13 protein-coding genes are annotated in these 19,145 nt (G+C 63.4%); 1 reads left to right on the top strand and 12 read right to left on the bottom strand.

Annotation, left to right across the window (positions count from 1 at the left end; genetic code table 11):
* Window positions 1–134 precede the first annotated feature (134 nt).
* A complete protein-coding gene (locus AB4O09_RS01640; protein ID WP_003206897.1) occupies window positions 135–515 on the bottom strand; it encodes a hypothetical protein in 381 nt (126 codons plus the stop codon).
* Window positions 516–1,050: 535 nt separating this feature from the next.
* On the opposite strand from AB4O09_RS01640, the gene AB4O09_RS01635 reads away from it, so the two are divergent.
* Window positions 1,051–1,434 carry a DUF6124 family protein gene (locus AB4O09_RS01635; protein ID WP_003206899.1) on the top strand — a complete coding sequence of 128 codons (384 nt, stop codon included), beginning with the start codon at window positions 1,051–1,053 and terminating at the stop codon, window positions 1,432–1,434.
* Between the two features lie 588 nt (window positions 1,435–2,022).
* On the opposite strand, the gene AB4O09_RS01630 is transcribed toward AB4O09_RS01635, so the two are convergent.
* The 11 genes from AB4O09_RS01630 to tssK all read right to left on the bottom strand — a co-directional run bounded on the left by AB4O09_RS01630 (window position 2,023) and on the right by tssK (window position 19,142).
* On the bottom strand, window positions 2,023–3,453 hold the full coding sequence (locus AB4O09_RS01630; RefSeq protein ID WP_123487477.1) for an IS1182 family transposase: 1,431 nt from the start codon (window positions 3,451–3,453) through the stop codon (window positions 2,023–2,025).
* 407 nt (window positions 3,454–3,860) lie between these two features.
* A complete protein-coding gene (gene tagQ, locus AB4O09_RS01625) occupies window positions 3,861–4,799 on the bottom strand; it encodes a type VI secretion system-associated lipoprotein TagQ (protein ID WP_003206902.1) in 939 nt (312 codons plus the stop codon).
* A gap of 85 nt (window positions 4,800–4,884) precedes the next feature.
* Window positions 4,885–6,612 carry a formylglycine-generating enzyme family protein gene (locus tag AB4O09_RS01620; RefSeq protein WP_003206903.1) on the bottom strand — a complete coding sequence of 576 codons (1,728 nt, stop codon included), beginning with the start codon at window positions 6,610–6,612 and terminating at the stop codon, window positions 4,885–4,887.
* Complete coding sequence (locus AB4O09_RS01615; protein ID WP_003206905.1) at window positions 6,605–7,801, bottom strand: ABC transporter permease; 1,197 nt, start codon at window positions 7,799–7,801, stop codon at window positions 6,605–6,607. The genes AB4O09_RS01620 and AB4O09_RS01615 overlap by 8 nt, the downstream gene beginning before the upstream one ends.
* Window positions 7,801–8,517, bottom strand: coding sequence for an ABC transporter ATP-binding protein (locus AB4O09_RS01610; RefSeq protein ID WP_003206906.1), 717 nt, complete (start codon window positions 8,515–8,517; stop codon window positions 7,801–7,803). Before AB4O09_RS01610 ends, AB4O09_RS01615 begins: the two co-directional genes overlap by 1 nt.
* The gene (locus AB4O09_RS01605; RefSeq protein ID WP_460052894.1) at window positions 8,517–11,615 is read right to left on the bottom strand and encodes a serine/threonine-protein kinase; all 3,099 of its coding nucleotides are present in this window, start codon (window positions 11,613–11,615) and stop codon (window positions 8,517–8,519) included. The genes AB4O09_RS01610 and AB4O09_RS01605 overlap by 1 nt, the downstream gene beginning before the upstream one ends.
* Window positions 11,612–12,343, bottom strand: a complete 732-nt coding sequence (locus AB4O09_RS01600; RefSeq protein WP_003206909.1) for a PP2C family protein-serine/threonine phosphatase — start codon at window positions 12,341–12,343, stop codon at window positions 11,612–11,614. The genes AB4O09_RS01605 and AB4O09_RS01600 overlap by 4 nt, the downstream gene beginning before the upstream one ends.
* Entirely contained in the window at window positions 12,344–12,997 is a 654-nt protein-coding gene (gene tagF, locus AB4O09_RS01595; protein WP_003206910.1) for a type VI secretion system-associated protein TagF, read from the bottom strand. It lies immediately after the preceding gene.
* Entirely contained in the window at window positions 12,994–16,494 is a 3,501-nt protein-coding gene (tssM, locus tag AB4O09_RS01590; protein ID WP_460107892.1) for a type VI secretion system membrane subunit TssM, read from the bottom strand. The genes tagF and tssM overlap by 4 nt, the downstream gene beginning before the upstream one ends.
* Window positions 16,491–17,801 carry a DotU family type VI secretion system protein gene (locus tag AB4O09_RS01585; RefSeq protein WP_013694571.1) on the bottom strand — a complete coding sequence of 437 codons (1,311 nt, stop codon included), beginning with the start codon at window positions 17,799–17,801 and terminating at the stop codon, window positions 16,491–16,493. The genes tssM and AB4O09_RS01585 overlap by 4 nt, the downstream gene beginning before the upstream one ends.
* A 6-nt stretch (window positions 17,802–17,807) precedes the next feature.
* Window positions 17,808–19,142, bottom strand: coding sequence for a type VI secretion system baseplate subunit TssK (gene tssK, locus AB4O09_RS01580; RefSeq protein ID WP_003206916.1), 1,335 nt, complete (start codon window positions 19,140–19,142; stop codon window positions 17,808–17,810).
* Between the last annotated feature and the right edge of the window lie 3 nt (window positions 19,143–19,145).

The raw sequence follows: 19,145 nt of genomic DNA, 5'->3' as shown, positions 1-19,145 counted from the left end.
TTTGATCTTTCCCACGCTCTGCGTGGGAATGCATCCGTGACGCTCTGCGTCACATCTCAGAAGCGGAACGCGGAGCGTCCCTGGCGACATTCCCACGCAGGAGCGTGGGAACGATCAAACATGGTCCGCTCGATTTAAGTCTTCTTAGACTTCTTCGGCTTCAGGTATTTGGTCAGCCCCTGGAACCAGATCACCAGCGCCGGGTTGCCCTTGATCTGGATCGACTTGTCCTGAATCCCCGTCATGAACGCCAGTTGCTTGTTCTTGGCCTGCATCGTGGCGAAGCCGTAGGCGGCGTCCTTGAAGGCGATGGCGAACGCAGGCTCCGGGTAAGTGCCGGACTGGCTGGTGATGCGCTGGTTTTTCACCGTGAAATGCCGGGCGACCTTGCCGTCCAGGGTTTGCAGCTGAAACACCAATTCCTTGTCGCCCAACTGCTGCTGGAACGCCGGATTGGTCCGACTGGCCTTGCCCATCAACAACCCCAGCATCCACAGCAGAAAACGAAATTTCATGGGCACAGCCTCGTGATGAAAGATGAATGGCTGGCAGTTTAGCGATTCTTCGGCGTAACGCCATCATCGGATCGCTTTGGCGGAAGATAAGCTGGTTTTCGCGAAAGATGACTGCCAAGTCACGAAACCAAAAATCAAAAGATCGCAGCCTTCGGCAGCTCCTACATCGATTTCCGTAGGAGCTGCCGAAGGCTGCGATCTTTTGATCTTTTTGCCCTCCTGTTCCTCGGACATTTCCTTCAAAACGCCGGGCTGTTCATGAACTAGGCAGCGCTTACGAGCGCCGCTAACCTCTGTTCGTCATCGCAAAAAACGGTGACACGGACGTGCAAGTCCGGTACATATCGGCGCGCAACTGCTACACCAAACGGCTCATGCCCGTATTGGTGTGTTTATGGCGGCTGCGCGCGGGAGACTCTCGAGGTCTGCCGGGGTCCGATATGCCCGGTCTTGCACACCCGCGCGTAGCTGCCACCTCTTTCGGTGCAACGAAAGGTGGCAGCCTTCATTCAATTACATATCGGGTAATGCATTTATGTTCAAGGTCACTCCAAATCCGCCGCAAAGCGGCCACAAATCCCGCGTCCAAGCGCAGGAAGAAAAAAAGCTAGATGACGCCGCCACCCGCGCCCTCGACTACTACCTCAACCCCAAGCCCGACTCACCGCCCGAACCCGACAAAAACCAACTCTTCATTGTGTCCCCCCACATCGACACCGAAACCCTGCTGGCCAACGCCTCCGAAGACCTGCTCTCCATCAGCACCATCGCCGCCGACCTGGCTGACGACGTGGATGACTCACGCCGCTGCGTGGCCCTGGCGATCAGCCGCATGGCCGATGGGGTTCAGCTATTGGTTGAGCGGGCGTTGGATCATCTGGAAACCAAGGAGATGGCGACGCCTGGGGCCAAGGGGTAGCGTTCGTATTGATGCAGACTGGGCCGACGCCATCGCGAGCAAGCTCGCTCCCACAGGGGGGAGTTGGGTTGTCGCGGATACCACAGTCAACTCAAAACAACTGTGGGAGCGAGCTTGCTCGCGATAGCGGAGTGTCAGACAACATTGATACCGACTGAGCTGACGCCTTCGCGAGCAAGCTCGCTCCCACAGTTGGATCGGGGGTATGGCCGGAGAGCCAGGTCGGCTATAAGGCCGCCTCGCGAGCAAGCTTTGCTCCCACAGATCCTGCTGGAACAGATCTGACGGGTGTACGACCGGGAGAGCCAGGTCGGCTGTTAGGCCGCCTCGCGGTGGACGTTGATCTCGGCGCCCCGTTAACCACGATGGCCGAACGCAGGCATTGCGCAGTGGGCATCCCGGCATGGATGCCGGGATAGCCGCGCTGGGCCCAGAGTGTGTAAAAACCGATAAAAACATCGTCGGCACGTAGTGCCGACAGGTGTTGGCCAACTGATTAAAACCTGAAGGGTTCCTGTAGCTCCAAGCGGCCCCTACGAACGCTAGCAAGGCTTCATAGCTTGATTAACGGGGCAAAACGGCAGGCTTTCAGGCCGCCAGCGCCTTCATCAGACCCTGCGCACCAAGGATTTTCATCACTCTTTTCCAATTGTAAGCGAGCACATTCAAGCTCATTTCAGTGCTGACCCCAGCCAGCCGCCGTGTCAGAAAATGCGTCGCTCCCATCCATTGCTTCAGCGTCCCGAAGGGGTGCTCGACCGTTCGCTTGCGGATGTTCATCATCTGCGGCTCATTGTTCAGCCGGGCCTGCATTTCCTCCAGTAACGCCTCATGTTCCCAGCGCCGAATTTTTCGCTCTCTGGCCGGTGTGCATTGCGCCTTTATCGAACAGGCTCGGCAGTTGGAGTGCCAGTAAACGTCCAGCTTCTTGCCCTTGTCGACGTAAGAGTTGCGCCAGATCAGCACTTGTTTAGCGGGGCAGACGTAGACATCTTTGTCTGCGTCGTAAACAAACTCGTCATTGCCGAAACGGCCATCAAATTTGGCCCGCGAGCTCAGCGTTTTCGGCACATAAGCTGTGATCCCTGCCTCGTGACAGGCCAGGATTTCTACGCTTTTGTAATACCCTCGGTCCGCCACCACCGACAACGATTCGATTTGCATCGCCTCACGGGCCTGCTGGGCCATCGAGCTAAGCTGATCACGGTCGTGACCGACATTGGTCACCTCGTGCGCAACGATCAAATGGTGTTTGGTATCGACTGCTGTCTGCACGTTGTAGCCCACGATGCCATGACCGCTCGTCATCATCATCGAGCGCGCGTCCGGGTCGGTTAGCGAGATCTGTTTGTCCGGCGATGCTTCAAGCTGTATTTCAATCGCCTGAAGCGCCTTCATCTGCTCCTTCAATTTGGCGATTTTCTCTTCCAGGCCGCCTTTGGGCCCTGAAGACTTGGGCTCTTCCCGATCAGCCTCATCCAGCGCCTTCAGATAACGGGCAATGCTTGATTCGATCTCTTCCATCCGGCGCTTCAGCTTGGCGCTGGTGAAATTGCGGTCGCGGTGGTTCACCGCCTTGAATTTACTGCCATCGATGGCAACGAAATGCTCCGAGAACAGCCCCAATTGTTGACACAACACGACGAACTGCCGACAGACTCCTCGAATGGCCTTTCCGTTGTCTTTGCGGAAATTGGCGATGGTCTTGAAATCCGGCATCAGGCGACCGGTCAGCCACATCAGCTCGACGTTGCGCTGCGCCTCGCGCTCAAGGCGCCGGCTTGACTGGATACGGTTGAGATAGCCGTAGATGTAGATCTTCAGCATGACTGCAGGGTGGTAAGCCGGTCGGCCCGTTTTAGCGGGGACAGCGCTGTCAAAACCCAAGCTGATCAGGTCGAGCTCATCCACGAAGACATCGACAACGCGCACCGGATTGGTGTCGCTGACGTAGTCGTCCAAGCTCTCGGGGAGCAAGGTAGTTTGATCTCGGTGTTCACCTTGGATGAAGCGTTTCATGGGCAGCCCTTGCGATGAAGTCCTGGGGAATCATAGCAAGGGTTGGCTTCGGGGTTTTTACACACTCTGGGCCATGGATGGCCCTTCGCGGCGGGCCCACGGAGCAATACCTTCGTTCAGGCATGCCGAGCCTAAGCGAGGCACCAAGTGGTGGGGCATAAAGCGCTTTGGTTACTTTCGACTGGGCCGGCTTCCGGGCTTTTCGAAAGTGACCCGCCGTAAGGGCGGAACCCTAAGCCGCCGTTACCGCAACAACGGATATGCCCCCAAAAACAACAGTGGGAGCGAGCTTGCTCGCGATGGCGGCGGGTCAGTCGACATTAATGCCAACTGAACCGACGCCATCGCGAGCAAGCTCGCTCCCACAGGTTTTAGCTGCTGATCAGCGAGCAGCCGCCATCACTCAATCAAACATTCGGGCAAGGAACCGGTGCCCAGTCGCCCAGGTCCGGGTTTTTGCACATGCTGTTGACCTGAGTGGTACCGGCGCTAGCGACCTGCTTGCTTTCATCCTGCTTGGCCTTGGCGGTCTGCAGGGTTTTCTCGGTGGTCACCGCTTCTTTCGGCACGACTGGCAGTTCTTTCTTCTTCGCCGGCGTCACTTTCTTCTTGGTCTTGGTGCTGGTCTGCGCCACGACCGGCGTGGTATCGGCGGTAGCCACGGTCACCACGTCAGTACGCTGCACACCCACTTGCTGCAGGTCTTTCTCGTAAGCCTGGGTGTAGTTGTTCAGATCTTCGGAAGCCTTGCCGTTGACCGCGACAATCAGGTCGTTCGACTCTTTCAGGCCGGCGACGATTTCTGCCAGGCGCTTGCGGCCTTCAGTGTCGTTGACGGTCTTGGCCTTGCGGTCGGCAACCAGTTTGCTGAACGCGTTCTGGTAGCACTGCTGCGAAGTCTTGGCGTAGGCGGTGCTGCGGTCGATGTCGGAGACGCTTTTGTTGACGTCGGCGGCGTAGGACGCGATGCGCTGGTTGTCATCGGCGATCTGCTTCTGGCGCTCGGTGTAGTAACCAGCTGCACCACCGGCCAGGGCGCCGCCCGCGGCACCGATGGCGGCGTTGCGGCCACGGTCTTCCTTATCCGCGGTCAGGGCACCCAGCAGTGCACCACCAACCGCGCCGACGGCAGCGCCGGTGACCACGGACTTGGTCATGTTGCCTTCGGTGGAGCGCAAGTGCTGCACCGGCTCGTAGCAGTTCGGGTAGTACTCGACCTTGGTGCTCGAGGCGACTTTGGAAGTCGGCGACGTGGCGCAGCCGGTCAGTACAGTGCTGAAGCCGACAGCGACCATCAGCAAGTGACGCTTGGAAACCGAAGCAAATGGTTTACGGGAGAAAAGCATAGTTGTGTTCTCGTTTAAGTGTTGACCAGCTCAGCGCGGCGCTATCGCCGCCTGAGTCCCTTCCAAGCTCGCTGACAACGAACACTCAAGACCGCTGAGCGTTCGATGCGAGCAATTCCTTCAATATCGCCGCCGGGTCGGCTCGTTTTTGCTGACGATAATCCCCGACATGACGAACGAATAACGTTGCACGCGCCACCAGGCTCTTGCCCAGTACCGGTTTGCGCTCCAATTCTTCCTTGATGCGCTGAAACTGCGCCTGGATCACGGCATCGGTGTAACGCGTGCCGGTGGCCAGGTTGTCGATATAAATCGCCACCGCGCCATCCAGCGCGCTGCGGCCGTTGTCGATGGCCGTGGCGAACAGCGTGGCGCTGGCCTCGTCCTTGGCATCCAGGGCGGCTTGCCGGCTGTTCTGCAGATTGGTCAGGCGAATGTTGTAGTTGTTGACGGTCTCGGCCACCAAGGCCGACGACTGAATCAGGTTGCCCGCCGCTTCCTCGCGCTGCTGGGCGATGAGCGAGACGTTGCGCTTGAGCTCTTCGTTGACCAGCCCCAATTCGGCTTGCAGACGCGGGTCGACGCTGGCGGCGATGATGCTGTCCAGGCGCTTGGTCGGATCGTCGGCATCGTCGATGGCATCAGTCAGCGACGCCAGCCGCCCTTCTTTCTGCCATTGGGCAAACAATTCCTTGTAGCGCGAACGCGGCGCCGACAACGCACCGACGGCCACGCGAAAACCGGTGGTTTCGTTGCTTTGCTCGGTGCCGTCGGCGGCGAACAACGGGTATTCGCGGCGCATGCCGGTGAACAGCGTGCCCTCGCCTTCCAGGTAGTTGCCGCCCTTGACCACGAAGCCGCCATAGGCGCCCTGACGGCGACCGGCGTGCACCAACTGGAAGGATTCCTGGACCATCTCGGCGGCGTTGCCGACCACGTCGAACAGGCCAATCGGGTTCGGCAGTTTGGTGCCGATGGGCATCAGCCGCGCCGCCTGGCCGGTACCACCAGCGACCTGGTTGAACACCGCCCAATCGGCCAACGGCCCGTCGCTTTCACTGCCTTCCAGGCGCCTTGGGAACAGGCGCCCTTCCAGGTCCTGACGGCTCACGGCTTGCCCACCACGAGCGGCGAATTCCCACTCGACTTCCGTCGGCAAGCGCACAAAACCCAGCCCGCCGTCTTCGGCGGAAGTACCGCGACCGCTCACCGGCAGAAGATCCTTGTGGTATTTCATCAGCCAGGCGCTGTACACCGCCGAGAAGCGCTCAGCCTCGAACTTCGACAGTTTCACCTTGGGCAAACGCCCGGCCACGCCTTGGGGCAAATCGGCTTGCAAGGTTTCGCAGGCCGGCGCCGCTTCGCCGCTGGCCAGTGACTGCGCCTGGGCCATGACCTGGGCGTATTGCCGGGCCGTGACCTCATACTTGCCGATGAAGTACAGCATCGGTTTGAGCGGCGTCTTGGCGTCGGTCTTGGGCATCAACGGCGTGATGGTCTTGTTCCAGTCCTTGGGCAGGTCCTTGAGTGTGAACTGACCGTTGATGAAGTCGCGCCGGTAGCCGGAAATGAACGACTGCTGATAGCCCGCCTCGTCTTCGCTGAACGGGTAACCGAGGCTGATCTCGCGGTCGTCCAGGGTGCCCTGGGCGAGGATGTAGACGTAGCGAAACACCATCTGGCCTTCGCACGGCAGCGGCAGGCTGACGTCGTCGGGCAACGGCTTGGGGTTGTCCAGCTTGTCCGTGCCTTCATCTGCCCAGACCAAACCGGCGAGGCTCAGCGCCACGGCGGCGCCCAATAACTTATACATCGCGAATTCCTTCACACGCCTGGATGCGCGCCACCCGCCAGCCACCACAAGCCGCCGCGACGGCACTGACGCCGAGCACGGCCACCAGGGCCAAGGTGTAGTGACGCACCAACAGATGACTGGCGTATTCACCGGGCATCTGCGCAAATAAATAATTCAGGCCCGACTGCGCGAGGCCATACAGGCCGGCACTCAACAGGGCCGCAAAGGTGGCGCTGTAGAGCGCCTGCAACACCACGAACAGCAACAGCGCCGCGGTGGAAACCCCCAGCAGGCGCAACACCGACAGCTCCCGGCGCTTACGCTCGACCGCCGCCAGGGCACCGGCAAAGATCGCCGCGAACGCGCCGGCCAAGGCCAACCCGGCGATGATCCAGAACACGATCGACAGATTGCGGCTCAGCGATTGCACTTGTGCGATGGTCTGGGCCTGGGTCGATACCAACAGGTTTTGCCCGGCGAAATACTGCCGCAGCGGCTCGACATCGCCGAGGCTGCGGGCATACAAACGAAACGCCGGGTAGACCCGTTGCCCGGCTACGCCCGCGACATCCCCCGGCCAGCCGAACGCGGGCACGGCACGGCCGTCACGGTAATCCTCCGCCGCCTCCAGCAACGCCAGCGGCGCAAACAAGCCGTCGCGGGCGAAGGCTTCCAATGGCAGCACGTGCAGCACCTGCACGCGGGTGCGCTGCGCCTCGCTGCGACCGGCCACCTGCCGGCCGAAACTGGCCTGCAACCAATCGCCGGCCTTGGCGCCGAGCTTTTCAGCGGCGGTCTGGCTGAGCACCACTTGATCCAGGCCTTGCGGCACCGGCAAATGATCGAACAAGGGATCGCTGGCCGCGGTGGGAATCATCTCGACCGTGACGACCGACGCATCGCCGCTCAAATCCGCCGTAGCGGCGATCTGCCGGGTGCGCGGCAAAGCAAAGGCCACGTCGCTGCGCTGGCTTAATTGTTCGACGAACTCGGCACTGAAGCGACCGCCGCCCAAGGGGATGATTTCCCGGGTGGCCGGGTCGTTCTGCAAGCGTTCGGTGAGGCTGCTGACCAAGCCGAACTTCAGGCCGAACAGCACCAGCAACGGCGCCACCACGGCCACCAAAGCCAACACCGAGCAGGCCGATAGCCAGGCATCGTTGCGGTAATCCTGCCAGGCCAGGGAAGCCACCAGCGCGCCGCGCATCAGCAAGCCTCCCCGAGGGTGGCGGTGACACCGCCGTCGACATCGCGACGGCAACTGATGCGCCGCACCTGCAAACCGCTGGCGCGGGCCAGCGCTTCATCGTGGGTCGCGACCACACAGCAGACGCCGTGCTCGCGCGCCTGGGCCACCAGCAACTGCATGACGCGCTCGGCGTTCAGCGGGTCGAGGGCGGCGGTCGGTTCATCGGCCAGCAGCAGGCGCGGCCCATGGGCCAACGCCCGGGCACAGCTGACCCGCTGACGTTGGCCGACGGACAAATCCGCCGGTTTCTTGTCCAGTTGATCGGCAATGTCCAACTGCCCAGCCAGGCGCGTCACGCTTGCGTCATCCTTCAAGCCCAGCAATTTTCGCGACAACGCGATGTTGCCGCGCACATCCAGGAAGCCCAACAGGCCGCCGGTTTGCAGAACATAACCCAGGTAACGACTGCGCAGCTCAGCCAAGGTGCCCTGTTGCGACGCACGCCACAATTTGGCGATGTCCAGCGGCTTGTCGGCCGGCGTGAAGTCGAACTGGCCGGCCTGATCCGGCGCCAACACCAGCGCCAGCAAGTCCAGCAACGTGCTCTTGCCGCAGCCGCTGGGGCCGACCACCGCCAGTTGTTCACCGCCGCGCAAATGCAGCCGTGGAATCACCAGGCTGTAGCGCTGGCTGCCGGCGCCCCGGCTTTTATGCACTGCGTTCAGGGTCAGCATCACGGCAGCGTCGACAATGGAACGCGGTACAAGGCGTCACCCGGCTCGGCATCGCCGAAGCGCACCCAGTTGGCGAGGTCGTTGTGGAAGGTTTCGTAGAGGCGGATTTTCGAATCCAGCTCGTCGATGAAATCTTCCTGCTCGGCCACGCTCAAGGACAGCCACAGATCCTGGGTCATGTTCAGCGACTTGCTGCGGTACGGCAGCCCTTCGAGGTACTCGCCGAGAATCCCGCCGTCGGCCAGGTTGCCGCCCTTGCGCAGGGCCGACGGGTCGCGGCTCATGTAGGCACTGGCGCTGGCGATTTCCTGGAAGAAATCCTTGGGCGAACTCTGGGTCTTGCGGGCCGCGTCGACGATCAGCTTCAGCGACTGCTGCAGGTCGTTGAGTTGCAGCTTGGTCAGCATCACGCAGACCTGGAACGCCGGCAGTGCCGGGTTGGTCAGGTCGCGGTCGGCGGTCCAGGCGCTGACCAGTTGCGGCGCCTGGCTGGCGGATTTACGCCCCAAAAAGTCCATGTGCATCGCGTAGCCGACCGCGGCCGACTTGTCGGCCAGGCTCGGCGCGGCACTCAACAGCGGCACGCTTTGCGCCTTGTTGCTGCGCACCTGATGCACCAGGTCGGCAAACACCGAACCGATCTCGTCGACGCGCTCGCCGAACTTGCGCACGTCGGCGCCCGGCACCGGAATGTACAGGTCACCGATCTGCGGGTTGGCGTCGGCGGTCAGGGTGCGGTACTGGCTCTGGGCGCCGGCATGGGTTTTCTTGCCGGCGTCGCTGAGCAGGTGCAAGGCGTAGATCTTGATCTGCTTGCCCAGTGCGGCCTGGCGCACTTCGGCCTCGTTCATTTGCGTGGCGGCAAATGGATCGTTCTTGCGCAGGGCCCCGGCGTCGGTGACCAACAGGATCAAACGCCCGCCGTAACCGGACCAGTCCATGCCTTCGACGGCTTCCATGACCCCGGCAAACGCATCTTCGTTGAACGAATGGCTCGACACCGTCGATGCCTTGACCTGACGCGCCAGCTCCATGAAGCGTTGCGGGTCGCGCCCCTGCTCCAGGGTGATCAAGGTCTTGGCGACGTATTCCAGGCCTGGAGTCTTCTTGATGCTGCTGCGGAAACCCACCATGCCGAAGCTGACACTATCCAACTCGCCGCGCTCGGCGATGCGGGTTTGCAGTTCGTGGACCACGTCGCGCACCTGGTCGATGTAGGGCTGCATCGACACGGTGGTGTCCACCACAAGCACCACGGCGGTACGGAACGCGTCGGCATTGGCGGTGGTGATCGGCGTGTTGCTCGACGCCTTCGGGGTATTGCCAGGATCGATCGACGCGACATTCAGCAACTGCACCGGCTGACCGTTTTCATCGAGGCTCTCGCGGGAATCGAAGATCGGCAACAGATAGAACTGGCTCTGCGGCACGGCGCTGGCGGCCGGCTCCAGGGCCAGCACTTGCTGGTCGTCCTGCGGGCTCTGCTGGGCCTTGAGCAACACGTTCTTGGCGGCCGATGGGTTAGCCAAGAGCTTTTCCACGTCGCCAGGCTGACGCAGGAACATCACCGGCGCACGGCCGGAACGCTCGGTGAACTTGAGCACCAGGCTCTGCTTCCAGTCGCTGACCTGGGCGGCGGGCAACCAGCCGTCGCTGCGCCCGTCAGTGGCGGCGCCGACCCGCACCCACGAACCGCCGTCGACGTCCTTGCGCTGATACACGTACAGCACGGAAAACGCCGGCAGCGCCTTGCCCGGTGCGGCGCCCGGCGCATCGGCGAGCTTCGCCCCCGGTTTGCTGAGCACGCGCTGGAACAGGGTTTTCTTGCCGGCCATCAACAGCGGACGCTGGCCACCATCGGCCTCGGTCGCCACGGGTGGCTGAGCCGGAGGGGCAACGGGTGGTTTGACCGCTGGCACTTCAGGGGTCTTCGGCGGCTTCACTTCCGGTGGCTTGACCGAGGTGGTCGTGGCCACTGGCGTCTTCACGTCTTTGCCGTCATCACCGGACAACCACCAATAACCCGCGCCACCCAACGCCAGCGCCACGGCGACCGCAACGGCAGCCAGGGCGAACACCGGCCCCTTGCGTTGCTCCGACACCGAGGATTGAACCGGCGGTTTTATCGGCGGCGCAACGGGCTTGGGCTGCGATTGTGGCGGCGGTGGTGAATAAGCCGGGCCGCTGGGAATGTCGATGGACATGGGCGTCAAACCCGCCAGGTCATCCACCGGTTTCGGCGTCTCCGGCAGTTGCAACGACAACGGTCGGATCAGCGTCGCTTCCGCCGACTCGTCTGGCAGGTTATCCAACGCCCGCAGCAACGCCGCCGCATCCGGGAAACGCTCCGCCGGATCCTTCGCCAGCAGCTTGCGCAACACGTCCTGGTAACGGCCATGGTGCACCGGCAGTTCCGGCAACGGTTCGGTCAGGTGTGCCAGGGCCGTGGACAGTGCGTCGTTGCCGGTATACGGCAGTTTGCCAACAAGGATTTCGTAGAGCACCACGCCCAGGGCATACAGGTCGGCGCGGCCGTCGATGTCTTGGCCACGGGCCTGTTCCGGGCTCATGTAGCTGGGCGTGCCGACGGCAAAGCCGGCCTGGGTGAACTGGGTGCGGTCGTCCAGGGACTTGGCGATGCCGAAGTCCGAGAGCACCGCCGTGCCATCGGCGCGGAACAGGATGTTGGCCGGCTTGACGTCACGGTGGACCAGGCCCAGCCTGTGGGCATAACCCAGGGCCGAGGCGATCTGGCGGATGTAGGTCAGGCCCTGCTCCGGCGTCAGGCCCGCGGCGATGCGTTCCTTGAGCGTGCCGTTGGGCAGGTACTCCATCGCCATGTAATACAGCTCACCGACGTTGCCGATGTCATGGATGGTGACGGTGTGCGGGTGCGACAGGCGCGCCAGCGTCTTGCCTTCGCGCAAAAAACGCTCGCAGAAGGTCGGGTCGGCCGCCAGTGCGGCGGCCATGACTTTCAACGCCACCTTGCGTTCCAGCGAACGCTGGGTCGCCAGGTACACGCTGGCCATCGCGCCTTCGCCGATCGGCCCTTCGATGTCGTAACCGGGGATGACAATGTTCAAGGTCAAGCTCATGACGGCACCTTCACAACCACCACGGTGATGTTGTCCGGCGCGCCGCGCATCAGGCCCAGGGACACCAGGCTGCTGGCGATTTCGCCGGGCTCGTCGTGGCTCAATACCTCGCGGATTTCATCGTCCTCGACGGTCTTGGTCAGCCCGTCGCTGCACAACAGGTAACTGTCGCCGGGCACCAGCAGCAGCTCGGTCAGCGCCAGGTTCAGTTGCGCCTCGACGCCAATCGCCCGGGTGACAATGTTGGCCCGTGGATGCACCCGCGCCTCGGCTTCGCTGAGCAGGCCGCTGTCCTGCAGATCCTGGACGTAGCTATGGTCGCGGGAGATGCCTTCGAGCACGCCGTCGCGCAGGCGATACAAACGGCTGTCACCGGCCCACAGGCACATGCCGCGCAGGTCACGGGCGGCCAACACCACCACAGTGCTGCCCATCATCGTCACGCCACGGTTGGCGGTTTCTTCACGCACGGCGGCGTTGACCCGCAACAGGTCGCTTTGCAGCGCCGCGACGTATTCGTCCAGCGAACGACCCACGGCAATGCCGCGCAGGCTGTCGACGATCAGGCTGCTGACGTAGTCGCCCGCCGCGTGCCCGCCCATGCCGTCGGCCACGACCCAGAGGCCGTTTTCCGGCAGGTCCAGGCAGGCGTCTTCGTTGACCTGGCGGACCATCCCGACATGGCTCTTGCTTGCAGACTTGATTGCTTTTCCGGCACTTGGACGCATCTACACAACACCTTCTTGGCCGAGCAAAAATTGCGCAAAATCAGCCGCCGCCGGCAGTCCCTGGCAGCGCATCAACCCCGGGGCAATGCGCTCCGATCCCTGGCCCCACCACAGGCTCGCGCCTTCGCAGGCTGCCTCGGCGAGGGCGCTCATGCGCCGTTGCGGGTCAGTGGCATCGAAGCGATGCAGGCTGGCAAAGCGGCTGCTCGGCGTGCGCGGCAGGTACATCGGGCTGCCCAGGGTCTCCAGCTGTTCGTTGAACGCCTCGAAACTGGCCTCGACACTCAACGTGCTCAGCAACAGGTTCTCGACCCGCTCAAACCACTCGTCCGCACCGCCCACCACCGACGCCGGGTCCGCGTCGGGCTCCAGCAGCATCGCGACAGTCAGCGGGAAATAACGGCCGACCCGGTCAATGCTCGGCATCACCACGCCGACCGCGGCGTCCGGGCCACACACACCCGGTGCGACCATGAAGCGCCACAGCGGGCTGACCAGATAGGCGTCCAGCCAGCGCTCGCCGAGGCTGGTCTGGCTGGCGAGCAAACCCGCCGCCAACCACGAATCCCACGGGCCGATAAAACTCTGAGGCAAGCCACGGCTGACGAAATCGCCGCGGCTGGCCAACTTTCCATAGAAGCCCGGTGTACTCATAGCCGCTCCGGCAGGCTGAAGCCGCTGAGCACCCGGCTCTTGAATGGGTTGAAGGCGCTGTTGGCCCGCAGCTCATAAGAGGCGCTGGCACCATCGACCCGCAGCCGCAGGTTGAAGCGATCCGGCGAGTTGCCGGCGGTCAGATCCGATTGTTCCAGCAGCCGGAACCAGGCCCACGGCCCATCCAGGGTGATGCCGGAGCGACCGCTGGACGACGGCGGCATGATCGAGATCCGCACCACGCCGATGCTGCCCGGGTTCGGCCACTGCATGGCGGTCGGCCGGCTTGGGCCGTGGTCGTAGCTCAGTTGCTGGCCGTCGAGGTCGAGCAGGAACTGGGTGATGGTCGAGTCCATCGCCACCGGCTTGAGTTCGAAACGCACCATCGGCTGCGTGCCACCGGAACGGAAGAACGCATCGCGGATGGTCGCCGCGCGCTGGAAGGTCTGCAGCACGCCAGGGGCGATGCCGAGCTTCTGCGCCGCGCCCGGCTGCCAGCGCCAGGTCGGGGTCGAGGTGTCGACGTAGGGTTGCAGGTACTTGCGGAAGTAGTTGTCCATCACCCCGCCGACGCCGAAGAACTGGCCGAAGTCATCCAGGGTCGCGTCCCGCGCACTGCCTGGCGACATCGGATAGCGCCCGGCCAGGGACTGGCGATAGATGTTCACCACTTCGCTGGTCCAAGCGGCGTTCAGTTGGTTGCGCACCCCGCCCATCATGCTGTTGGTGGTGGAGTTGACCACCGACTTGACCAGGCCCTGCACCAGCGGCGGCTGGCGTTCGGCATTAAGGCTGACGCGTGTAGCGGCGGCCGTGGCCTGGTTCTTGGCTTCGCCGAGCAAGGCGTCGCCGCTGGCACCGACCATGGCGCTGACCTGCACGTACAAAGCGTTCATGTCGGCCAGCAAACCGTCGATGGCCGCCGGCTCGCCTTCGCTTTTGCTGACGATGCTGTTGAGCTCGGCGAAGTGCGCGGTGATCGGATCATCGCTTTGCGCCGGTGCGTTTTGCGTCGCCTGCTCCTGGCCGAGCAAGCTGCCCAGGCGTTCCTTGAGCTTGTCCACACCGCCTTCTACCGGCGCACCTTGGGCAGCCAGCAGGCGTTCATCCTGTTGCAGGTCGGTTTCCTTCGCCACCGCCACCAGCAGTTTTTTCAACGGTGAGGTCGGGCCGGAAATCACCCGCAGCACATCGGCGGCCTGGGCCACGCTGGTGATCGGCACAAAGTCGATGTCGGCCAGCAAGGCGTCCCATTGGCGCAGGTAGTCCTGGAAGTACAGGCGACGCACATCGGCAGCCAGGCTGGCGACGTTCTGCTGATCGGCCTCTTCGTGGCCAAGCACCCATTGCTCTTCGGCCAGGGTGCCGGTCTGGCTCAGGCTGGTGAGCAAGAAGCCCTGGCGGTAACCCTTGACGGTGAAGAACCCGCTCAGCGGCTCGCCCAATGGCTTGCCGCTCTTGCGGCTGAACACCAGCGCCGCGTCACGCCCGGCGGCTTCGTTGATACGGAAGTCCGGGATGCCTTCGGGCAGCTTCTGGCGCTTGATCCGGTCATAGACCCGCTGGGCCACCGGCAATTGCTGCAACTGGCGGCGCAGGTCTTCGACCAGGCGAGGATCGAGGCGCGCGAGGGGCGGACGCCGCTCGAACAGCGCCTGCAAATGCGCGGTCAGGGCCTGGCGCTGCTCGGCCGGCAAATCCCGCGGCAGGCTGCGGTCCCAATCCAGGGCGATCCAGGCCTTGATGAAGTCGGCATCGTAATGCTCGGTGTCGGCGAGCATCAGGTAGGCCTTCAAGCCTTCGTAGAGGAAATCCGAATTGCCGCCGCTGTGCAGCTGCTCTTCGATCCGCGTCAGCAGACGTGGCGCGAACACCGCGATCAGCAGCTTGCGGTAGACGCTGCCGGACTCGGCTTCGAGCATGTCGCCCTGGTACAAGCCCAGGCCTTCGGCCCAGCTCGGTGCGTCGTCAGCCAGGTGTTTCACGGCGTTGAGCAACGGCAACACGGCGAGGACGTCGCGTTGCGCCGGGCTGAGGTTCTGCACGGTTTGCCCCAACGGCGCGACCTTCTGGTCGACCTGGGCAATGTAGGCCTGGTTGGCGCGATAGCTGACCCACCACAACGTGCTGACCACCAACACCAGCACCACGGTGGAGGCCAATACGCCGCGGGCGATCCACTTGCGCCGCCGCTCGACTTTCGGATCGACGCCCACCAGCCCGCGCTCGGCGAAGGCCACGGCGGTGAAGAGTTTTTCGATGAAATAACTGCGCCCGGTGCCGGTCTGGCGCGCCAGGTGCTGACGATCCAGGTTCATGCTCTGGGCCATGGAGCCGATCAGGCGGTCGATCGGGCTGCCTTCCTGGGTGCCACTGGTGAAATACACGCCACGCAGCAACACGCGCTCTTCGAAGGCGTTGGGTTTGAACACGCCTTCGAGGAAGCTTTGCAGGCAATCTTTCAAGGCGCCGAACTGCTGCGGGAAACCGTAGATCAGATCGCGCCGCGCCGGGTCGCGCTCTTGTTGCAGGCGTTCCACCAAGCGGTCGTTGAGCCGCTGCTCAAGGCCGGTGAATTCGCTTTGCAGGTGCGCCAGCGGGCTATCGCTGCTCTTGCCATCGTCCAGGGCGAAGGTCATGCCCCAGACCTGGGCGCGCTCTTCCTTGCTCAGGGTATCGAAATACTCCATGAACCCCGGCACGAGGTCGAGCTTGGTCAGCATCAGGTAGATCGGGAAGCGCACACCCAGTTGGGTGTACAGCTCCTGGATCCGCAGCCGGATTGCGGCGGCATGGGCGGCGCGCTCGGCGTCGCTGCCCAGCAGCAGGTCGGACAGGCTGATGGCGATGAACGCGCCATCAATCGGGCGCCGGGCCCGTTGTTTTTTCAACAGACCCAGGAAGCCCAGCCAGGCGGCCTTGTCGATGCTCGCGTCGCTGTCCTGGGTGGTGTAGCGGCCGGCGGTGTCGAGCAGGACCGCCTGGTCGGTGAACCACCAATCGCAATTGCGCGTGCCGCCGACACCGCGTACCGCGCCGGCGCCCAGTTGCGCGGCCAGTGGGAAATGCAGCCCGGAGTTGACCAGCGCGGTGGTCTTGCCCGAACCCGGCGGGCCGATGATCACGTACCACGGCAGCTCGTAGAGGTTGCGGCGCTCGTCACCGCCCAGCTTGGCTTTCTTGAGCAGGGCCAAGGCTTCGTCCATGCGCTGGCGCAGGGTTTCGAGCTCTTCGGCGGTGGCGATGCTGGTCGGGTCCGGTGGGGTTTGCGCGGCCAGGCTGCGCATCACTTCGGCGGCCTGACGGCGCGCCTGGATGATGCGCAGCACCCGGTAGGCGATCCATACCGCGAACACCAGGATGATCAAGGCCCAGCGGCGGCCTTCGGGCACCAGCCAATCGAGCAGCGGGCCAACGAACCAGATGATCAGGCTCAGGGCGATCAGCCCCAGCAATGGGATGACCCAGCGGGTCATAAAACTGAAAAACGCCTTCACTCGACCCCCTCCGCCAATACTGTGATTTCAACCCGACGGTTGCGCGCACGCCCCTCTGTGGTGGCGTTGGATGCCAACGGCTCGGTGTCGCTGCGGCCTTCGGCGCTGAAGCGCTCGGGCTGGCCAGTCTTGGCCGAGAGAATTTGCAGCACCGATTGCGCCCGCGCTTCGGACAACGCCCAGTTGGACGGGAACCGGAGGGTGGCGATCGGCCGATTGTCGCTGTGCCCGGTGACCAGGACCTGGCCCTTGACCTTGCGCACCGCATCGGCGATGCGCAGCATCAGCGGCTGGAAATCGTCCTTGATGCTGGCGCTGCCCGAGGCGAACAGCTCATCGCCGCGGATGGTCACCACCGAGCGGTCGACGGCGTCTTCCACGGCAATGCGGTTGGCGCGGATTTCATCGGCGAGGAAGCCGGCCAGGCGTGGGCGCTCGATCACCTTCGGTTGCACCACAGGGCGGTCGATGGTCTGCACCGGGATTTCACCGAGGAAATGAATGTTCTTGAACACCGGCTCGGCATCGGAGGCCAGCTTCATGCGCAGGCCGAACAGCAGCGCCAGCAACAGCGCCGCACCGATGGCCACGGCGATCCATGGCGGCATGAATTGCGCCAGTCGATCACGGGCCACAGTGACACCGCGCCAGTGCGGCGACAGCTCGCGCTCGTAGTCGCCACGGGCGCTGCGGATGACGGCGGCGGTGCGCTCACGCAACGCTTCCAGTTGGCTGCGACCGTCGTTCATCACCCGATAGCGCCCTTCGAAACCCAGGCACATGCACAGATACAAAAGCTCCAGCAGATACAGGCGCTCGCGCGGACTTTGCAGGCAATGCTCCAGCAACTGGAACACCTTCTCGCCGCCCCAGGCTTCGTTGTGCACGGTGATCAACAGGCTCTGCTTGCCCCAATCGCTGGTGCCGCCCCACGGCGTGCTCAACACCGCTTCGTCCAGCGCGGTACACAAGGCGTAGCGGGCCAGCAACACATCGTTGCGTACCACACCGGCGGCCTCGGCACGCTCTTCGAACTGGCGCAGGTAGGCCAGCAGTTGTGCGCGCAGACTGGCCGGCGCCGGGTGGGCAATGGTGTTGCGCAGGCGCGTCAGCAGCGCCAGCAGCGGGCCGGCGGCGCTTTCCAGCGGGTTGAGCCCCTCGGCCTTGCCGGTCAGCACCGGCGCGGCCGGCATCGACAGCGGTGCAGGCGCAGGCGTCGGCTGTGGCCGGCCAGCGTCCGGGCGGAAGGGATCTCCACCACGGCCACCGGGCGTCGGCATGAACTGGGTACGATCGTCGTTACTCATCGCGGTTTATCCTCGGATCGCCCAGAAGGCCAGGTTCAGCCCTGGGAACTGGCCGGCGATGTGGAACGCAAAGCCGCCGGAGTTGCTCAGTTGCTGCCAGTGATCGCTGCCCCGGTCGAGCTCGTAGTAAGTGGAGCCGGCGTGGTACGGCAACTGCCGTGGCGCCACCGGCAACGGCAGCAGGCCGATGCCCGGCAGTTGCAGGTTGACCAGGTCGCGGATGTGCTCCACCGAACCGACCTTGCTCTGCTGGCCGAAGCGGCCACGCAGGGTCTCGGCCGGCACGTCGGCGCGCACCACCAGGATGAAACTGGCACTGTCGAGCAGGGTCTTGTCGGCCAGCATCGCCACGTGGATGCCGTAGGCTTTCTCGACAATCGGAATTGGCGTCGCCTTGCTGTCGATCAGCATCGACAGGGCTTCGCGCAGGGCCTGCATCACGGGCGCGTAGCTGAGCGCCAGGTCATCGTGCTGGTAAGGCGGGTATTGCTGCGGTCGGCGCCCGGACGCGGTGAACGTGGAGAACTCCCCGGCCAGGCTCACCAGCTCGCTGTAGAAACGCTCGGGATGCAGCGGGCTCAACTGGCTCAGGTGCTGGATCAGCGGCTGGGCGCGGTTGACCAGTTGCAACAGCATGAAATCGGCAATTTCCGAGGCGCCACCGGCGCCGGACGCCACTACCCGCCCGGCCAGGGCTTCGCCGCGTTGATGCAGCAGGCCCAGCAGTTCGCTGCGAAACGCCGCCAGTGGCTTGGAGGCGATCACATCCAACAGCGGCGGGATGTAGGCGTCGTCGAGTACCAATGCACGGTCGGCGCGCTTTTCCTTGATGCGAACCACGCCGATGGCGGCGTAGTCGCCGATGCCATCCTGTTCGGTCAACAGCCGCAGCGCCCGTGAGCCGAGGGCCACCGGTGCGCGGTTTTCGAACGGTGCGTTGTCGTCACGCACTTCGCACACCTGGCTCACATAACGCGCAGCGCCGAGGTCTTCGCCTTCGTCCACGGTGTCCCGGGCGCCGGCGCGCTTGAGCGGCAAGGCCAGGTACACCAGGCCATCGCGCAGGTTGTCGTCGACGTTCAGCGGGGTTGGTGCCAGGTCATCCTGGGGAATGTTGAAGGGCGTACCGTCCGGCAACAGGCCGCGCGCCGAGATGATCGCCAGCTTGCCCTGGGCCAGCAGGCCCTGGTCGATCAGCAATTCGGAAAAACCCCAGGCGCCGGCCGACAACGGGCGGCTGCGTGCGTCGATGAGGTTTTCCAGGTAACGGTCATGCTGTTGGAAGTGCTGCGTTCCAATGAACATGCCTTCCGACCAGACCACGCGATTGTTCCAGGACATGGG

It is taken from the genome of Pseudomonas sp. H1_F01, assembly GCF_054681425.1.
Note: the sequence above shows the minus strand (reverse complement) of the source record. Positions and strands in the feature narration are given on the sequence as shown.

Excerpts from the sequence above, each read along its gene's own strand:
- AB4O09_RS01600 (WP_003206909.1), bottom strand. The coding sequence starts at position 12,343 with ATGCGTCCAAGTGCCGGAAAAGCAATCAAGTCTGCAAGCAAGAGCCAT.
- AB4O09_RS01620 (WP_003206903.1), bottom strand. The coding sequence starts at position 6,612 with ATGTATAAGTTATTGGGCGCCGCCGTGGCGCTGAGCCTCGCCGGTTTG.
- tssK (WP_003206916.1), bottom strand. The coding sequence starts at position 19,142 with ATGTCCTGGAACAATCGCGTGGTCTGGTCGGAAGGCATGTTCATTGGA.
- AB4O09_RS01635 (WP_003206899.1), top strand. The coding sequence starts at position 1,051 with ATGTTCAAGGTCACTCCAAATCCGCCGCAAAGCGGCCACAAATCCCGC.
- tagF (WP_003206910.1), bottom strand. The coding sequence starts at position 12,997 with ATGAGTACACCGGGCTTCTATGGAAAGTTGGCCAGCCGCGGCGATTTC.
- AB4O09_RS01630 (WP_123487477.1), bottom strand. The coding sequence starts at position 3,453 with ATGAAACGCTTCATCCAAGGTGAACACCGAGATCAAACTACCTTGCTC.
- AB4O09_RS01605 (WP_460052894.1), bottom strand. The coding sequence starts at position 11,615 with ATGAGCTTGACCTTGAACATTGTCATCCCCGGTTACGACATCGAAGGG.
- AB4O09_RS01585 (WP_013694571.1), bottom strand. The coding sequence starts at position 17,801 with ATGAGTAACGACGATCGTACCCAGTTCATGCCGACGCCCGGTGGCCGT.
- AB4O09_RS01610 (WP_003206906.1), bottom strand. The coding sequence starts at position 8,517 with ATGCTGACCCTGAACGCAGTGCATAAAAGCCGGGGCGCCGGCAGCCAG.
- AB4O09_RS01640 (WP_003206897.1), bottom strand. The coding sequence starts at position 515 with ATGAAATTTCGTTTTCTGCTGTGGATGCTGGGGTTGTTGATGGGCAAG.
- AB4O09_RS01615 (WP_003206905.1), bottom strand. The coding sequence starts at position 7,801 with ATGCGCGGCGCGCTGGTGGCTTCCCTGGCCTGGCAGGATTACCGCAAC.
- tagQ (WP_003206902.1), bottom strand. The coding sequence starts at position 4,799 with ATGCTTTTCTCCCGTAAACCATTTGCTTCGGTTTCCAAGCGTCACTTG.